4 protein-coding genes, 1 pseudogene and 1 riboswitch are annotated in these 6,111 nt (G+C 35.2%); of the genes and pseudogenes, 2 read left to right on the top strand and 3 right to left on the bottom strand.

The window, feature by feature from the left end:
* Window positions 1–227 precede the first annotated feature (227 nt).
* A riboswitch (cyclic di-GMP riboswitch) is annotated at window positions 228–310 on the bottom strand.
* Between the two features lie 127 nt (window positions 311–437).
* Window positions 438–1,219 (bottom strand): annotated as a pseudogene (locus COD11_RS11980) (pyruvate, water dikinase regulatory protein).
* 181 nt (window positions 1,220–1,400) lie between these two features.
* On the opposite strand from COD11_RS11980, the gene COD11_RS11975 reads away from it, so the two are divergent.
* A complete protein-coding gene (locus COD11_RS11975; RefSeq protein WP_231308295.1) occupies window positions 1,401–1,682 on the top strand; it encodes a bh protein in 282 nt (93 codons plus the stop codon).
* Window positions 1,683–1,724: 42 nt separating this feature from the next.
* On the opposite strand, the gene COD11_RS11970 is transcribed toward COD11_RS11975, so the two are convergent.
* Both COD11_RS11970 and COD11_RS11965 read right to left on the bottom strand, forming a co-directional pair.
* On the bottom strand, window positions 1,725–2,354 hold the full coding sequence (locus COD11_RS11970) for an EAL domain-containing protein (protein ID WP_255301612.1): 630 nt from the start codon (window positions 2,352–2,354) through the stop codon (window positions 1,725–1,727).
* Between the two features lie 44 nt (window positions 2,355–2,398).
* Window positions 2,399–4,087, bottom strand: a complete 1,689-nt coding sequence (locus COD11_RS11965; protein ID WP_176551060.1) for a sensor domain-containing diguanylate cyclase — start codon at window positions 4,085–4,087, stop codon at window positions 2,399–2,401.
* Window positions 4,088–4,397: 310 nt separating this feature from the next.
* Here COD11_RS11965 and COD11_RS11960 point away from each other — a divergent pair, with 310 nt between their 5' ends.
* Complete coding sequence (locus COD11_RS11960; RefSeq protein WP_483296291.1) at window positions 4,398–6,077, top strand: methyl-accepting chemotaxis protein; 1,680 nt, start codon at window positions 4,398–4,400, stop codon at window positions 6,075–6,077.
* Window positions 6,078–6,111 lie beyond the last annotated feature (34 nt).

Here is a 6,111-nt window from a genome sequence, read left to right as displayed (position 1 = left end):
TGTGTATCGGGACAGGACCTCTCTTCTTAAGCTTGTTCTTGTCCCGATTCCTTGTGTATCGAGACAACACCTCTCTTCTTAAGCCTATTCTTGTCTCAATACCACAAGTAACGAGACAATATTCCTAATCAAAAACTTGTCCAAGTCTCAACTACGTTTGGCTATTGAAAAATGACAAAAAATCCACCGATTAACACGGAGGATTGCTGCACAGAGCTCTTCCACTCATCAGCAATCCAGCCACCATAGATTACTCCTTAGGTCTGTGACTTTGCGTCTCCATCTTTCAATGAATTTGCCTTTATTATATAAGTTTGTTGTATTCGTTTATTAACAAATATACCATGATATTTATATTGAATAATAGCTTTAATTTCTTCCAATGATCTCTAAGAAAAAAACAAAAAATCCCTCATCTGTGTAAAGGGATTTTTTACTTAGCTTGATATTATCTCGACCTGATGAGACATACTGCTAATAATCCACTCAGCAGCTTCTTCAATTGCCATAGTTGAAAAATCCATAATTGGACAATCGATATTATCCATTATTTTTTCAGCATATTGCAATTCTTCCTTAATCCGTTCAATTTTCGCATAACTTGAATCCGGAGATAACCCTAGGTGCTTCAATCTTTCTACCCTTATTTCTCTTAGTTTCTCAGGTGACATCGTTAATCCAATACATTTTCCTTCTGACAACTTAAAAAGTTCTTCAGGAGGAGAAACCTCAGGGACTAATGGGATATTTGCTACTTTAACCATTCTATGAGCTAAATACATCGACAATGGTGTCTTTAAAGTTCTTGAAACACCGATGAGAACGATATCCGCCTCCTTGATTCCACGCATATCCTTTCCATCGTCATATTGCACAGCAAATTCAATTGCTTCAATTCTACGAAAATAGGAATTGTCAGGTACTTCGAAAAGGTCTCCATTAGTGGACTTATTAAGTCAATCACCGTAACGTCTTCTTCATTCGCTAGATTATCAAGATGCTTTTTAAATTGCGGAGTAAAGAGTGCATAGGCAATGATAGAGTTGCTTAGCTTCGCGAGAGCAATCAGATCATTTATTTCTTCCTTATTTTCTATATAGGAGATTGTTTTAATGTTAAACTCTGTTCCGATAAATTGGGCAGCAACTGTTTTGACCAACAGCTCTGCTGTATCACCCACCGAATCAGAAAGAACATAGACAATTTCTTTTTCATACACTTATAATCACCTATTCTTTGAACTTATTATCTTCTGAAACATTACCACATTCATCTTGCCTAAAGGTAGTATAATGCTTACTCTTACTCCAGAAAATTTCATCATTTGTTAGTAAAATCTACTTTTCTGTTAACGATACTCGAAACCTTTGAAATCGACGAAACTCTACAAATATCGGGTGGTGACAGTAAGAAACAACATTAATAGCAAAATAAACGGAATTCAATGTGAAGAATGTCATCGTACACAAGCGTTAAAAATGAATCTTGTTAAAGAATTTCAAAAAGAAGTGTATGAGCGGATTTCCACAAAGCCAGTGAGAATCACTCAGGAGTATAAAGAAGATTTAAGTAAATTACTAGCAAGCCTGCCGATTCGAATACTAAGTAAACCATATCGACTTATGCGGTACTTGAATGAAACTCGGAAGGTGTTTAAGTTGTATAGAGATAATAAGGGGTAAGCACTCATACTCTTTTATAAAAAGAATACTCTACTACCAACTTTAAAAGTCAGCAGTAGAGTATTCATCCAACAACTCTTCAAATTCCCCATGTGGTACAGGCCTCGAAAAGTAAAATCCTTGGGCCTCGATACAACCTAGTTTTTTCAGAATTCTTATTTGGTCTTCGTCCTCAACACCTTCAGCAATCACCTGTAATCCTAGTGCCTTTGCCATCGAAATAATGGTTGAGACAACCTCTGAATTTCCCACACATTGATCAACAAACATCTTATCAATCTTCAACCGGTCCACTTCTAGCTTGTACAAGTAACTAAGTGAACTATATCCAGTTCCAAAGTCATCTATGCTTATTTCAATGCCCATATTACGTAATTGTTGAAGTCGACTATTTACCTCAACCTCATATTTCATCACAATTCTCTCTGTTATTTCAAACTCCAAAAAAGTGCCGTCTAATTTGTTTTCAACAAGTGTATGAGAAACAAAATTTATAAAACCATCATGTAGTAACGTAGGTAAAGATATATTAATAGAGGTTTGATGAATTCTTTTCCCTTTCTTCTTCCAGTTTGAAAGTATGCCACATACCTCTTTAATCATATTCTTTTCCAGCCGATCAATTTCCCCAATTTCCTCAGCCAAAGGGATAAATATATTTGGAGCAATCATACCCTGAGTACAGTGGTTCCATCTAGCAAGTGATTCTGCTCCAATTAACTCCCATTGACCATATTATATTTCGGCTGTAGATAAACTGATATTTGATTATGATCGATTGCATAGCGTAGCTCATTTTCAATGGCAATGTTTTTAAATTTATTTTCCAACATACTTTCTGAAAAAAACGAATATCCATTTGATCCATTTTCTTTTGTATGGTACATAGCAATATCCGCGTACTTCATTAACTCCGTAATATTAGTTGAATGATGTGGATGCGTGGAGATACCAACACTTGCAGTTGATATCACGTCTACTCCTTCAACATTCAATGGCTTTCTAAAGCAATCAACAAGTTCCTCTAAATATCCGTCTTGAGTTTCTGTCAAAGGAATCATAATGAGAAACTCGTCTCCTCCAAGCCTTCCGACAACACCTTTTTTCCCTGTAACGTGTTTAAGCTTGAGAGCAATTTCTTTTAATAAAGAATCACCGAAGCTATGTCCAAAGCTATCATTTATTCGTTTAAAACGATCAAAATCCAATAATAAAATATGAAACTCTTCACCGTTTGCTGCCCATAGGTTTAATATCTCCATTAGCTTTCTTCTATTGTATAGACCTGTTAGCTCATCGTAAAAAGCCAGCTTATGAATCATTTGTTTTGCCTTTTTTTCCTCAGTAATATCCTTGGCAATCCCGTAATACCCGATTGTTTCATTATTAATAACGATCCTCATTGTTGTAATCTTAATATCAACTGCTCGTTGATCTTTTGTCACGATGACCGTTTCAACATCTTCAATGCTACCTGATTTTACTTTCTTGATAATTGCTTGTTTATCTAAATTAGGTTGTAAAAGTGAAAAAAGCTCTTTCCCAATTAATTCTTCTCGACTGTACCCTACCAACTTTAATGTTTCTTTATTTACATCCATTATTTTCCCTTTTAAATCAACAGAAAAAACAGCATTCGGGTTATGGCTGAAAAGAGATTTATATTTAACTGTCGTCGTTGACAACATTCGATCTGAAATAATATCCGGGAGTATCATTAATAAAGTGTTCGAGAGCATTGGATATAAATATGGAAGTAAATAGGTATAGCCTTTGTATTCATACTGTAAAACACCTTTGAAATCAAGCAGTGATGTTAATAGCAGATAAGGGATTCCACTTATTGAGATCCCACATAAAATAGCACCAATATTCAACCAACTCTTCTTAACCACTTCTTCATCTTCATTTGTTATCTGCCTTAAAAACTTCATAAGTTTAAAAATACAAGTAACTATGATTAGACAAGAGATGCTAAACGAAACGGGCTTAAAGTAGATTAACTCACGAAATGTCCACCAATAACCAATTGTTGTAATTCCAATAAACATCATGGAAACGACAATACTTGAAATAATATACTTCCACCATTTGAATTCCTTAGCCTTTGCCATATATAACGTAAAATAGGCACCAAGAAAACATAGTAAAAATACGAGTAGTAATAATATGTAATTTGTCTCAGCGACAATCGGTACATCCAGCGATAAGCATGCATACGTATAGATTGACCAAAAACCAAGACCAACTACAAAAGAAAAAAGAAGTAACTTCTTCTTCATTTCTTTTTTATCTGTTACTCGCTTAATTTTTGTACTATATTCAAACCCCAGCTTACACGTCAAAATAGCCAATATAGCAACGACTGAAATATCAAAAATATGAAAATAAAAAAATAAATTCATGTCAATTCCCCTAAAAACCGTTATGTTAAACATTCTAGATATCCTTCTTGATCTATTACTGACATAAAACAAAACAAACTAAGTTAGTCACCATCTAGTTTTAAAAGAATCTTCCACTCTTTTTATCGACATCTTTGTGCTAATAATGAAGGAAAATTCAAGAAAAATTGAGTTTTGTGGTGCCTGTCACTTCCCGAATTTTGTCGACACTTCAAATTAACCTTTAAGGTTCCTTTAAGGTTCCTTTAAGGTTCTTCCGTAATAATAGAGCCCTAGAAAATACAACCTTAGATATAGTCATTATTTGCTAATGCATAAAGGAGAACTACATATGAAGATTACAATTCGAAAGAAATTAATGTCCGGCTTTTTACTACTCGCTATTCTAATCGGGATGGTGAGTGCGCTATCTTACTATCAGATTCATAAAATCAACAACTCTTATTCGCAATTAGTTGAGCAGCAAACTACTAATTTAACAAGCATTAAAGATATACAACTCTACGCATCTCGCTCCATTGCAAGCTTGAAAGATATGCAATCTGAAGGAACAGAAAATATGGAGTTTCTTGAAAATTCTCTTGATCAGATAACCGAACAGATAAACAGCATTGAAGCAGATATACAAGATGAAGAAGCCAAGGAACTTTTAACTACTATCACTTTCTTAAAGGAACAAATTATAGAACAGGTTCAAGAAGAGCAAGCAAACAAACTTGTTGGAGAAGAGATTATTCCATTAGCGATACAAATCGAAGAAGCAGCAAATAGAATCGTTGAAATACAAACAAAAGAGATGAAAACTGAAACAAAGGCAAATACGAAAATGGTATCTTCTGTTAAAAACATGATGCTAGTATGGAGCCTCATTTCTCTGATTCTAGCCATCTTAATCGGCATGTTCATGTCCGGCATGATTACTCGCCCTATTTCTTTATTAGTAGAAGGAGCTAAAAGAATTGCTTCAGGTGACTTAACACAAGAAGACATAAGTGTAAAAAATAGCGATGAAATCAGTGAGTTGGCAAATTCCTTTAATATCATGAAGCAAAATCTTCAGCAACTAATTGATGAGGTACGCTTGAACGCACACCAGGTTTCGGTAACTTCTGAAGAGTTATCTGCAAGTGCCGATGCAACGAATCTGGCAACACAACACATTACTCTTGGGATGCAAGAGGTTGCAGCAGGCGCTGAAAAACAAGTTAGCACAGTTATTCAATCAGTTGAAAGTGCTGAAAAAATTACAAAAGGAATGAATAAAGTAACTGAATCCATTCAGTCTGTAGCGAATTTAACTATTGTGGCAAATGAAAAAGCAACACTGGGTAACGATGTAGTTAATAAAACAATTAATCAAATGAGATTGGTGCAGGATTCTGCAATGGAGTCTGCTGAAGTTGTTCATACACTAAGTAATAAGTCTAAGGAAATTGGCCATATAATCGAATTAATAACCAAGGTTGCAAGTCAAACCGACTTACTTGCTTTAAATGCTGCAATCGAAGCAGCTCGTGCGGGTGAACAAGGAAAAGGATTTGCTGTCGTTGCCGATGAGGTTCGAAAGTTGGCTGTGCAATCCGCAGATGCAGCAGGTCAAATTCGTCAACTCATAGAAGAAATACAAGAAGAATCCGAAAAAGCGGTAAGATCTATGAATAATGGAACAGATGTTGTAAATGAAGGGTTAAAGCTAGTAAGTCAAACCGGTGACTCATTCAAAAACATTCTTGGAGCGATCCAACAGGTAGCAGCTGAATCACATGAAGTGGCTGCTATTGTAAATCAAATTCACTCAAATACACAAATAGTTACAGAAGGAATGAAAGAAGCCAGAGATATAGTCGAACAATCCTCAGTAAGTATCCAAAACGTTGCTGCCTCTACTGAGGAACAAAACGCCACAATGGAAGAAGTCTCTTCATCAGCTGAAGGATTAAGTGAAATGGCACAAAATTTAAATAAAGTGATTAAGAAGTTTAAAGCATAAATATTAAAGAGATCATCTCTCTACTGACGATGAT

It is taken from the genome of Bacillus sp. AFS040349 (assembly GCF_002577655.1).
Taxonomy (GTDB): domain Bacteria; phylum Bacillota; class Bacilli; order Bacillales; family Bacillaceae; genus Metabacillus.
This window is presented reverse-complemented; position numbering and strand designations above follow the sequence as displayed.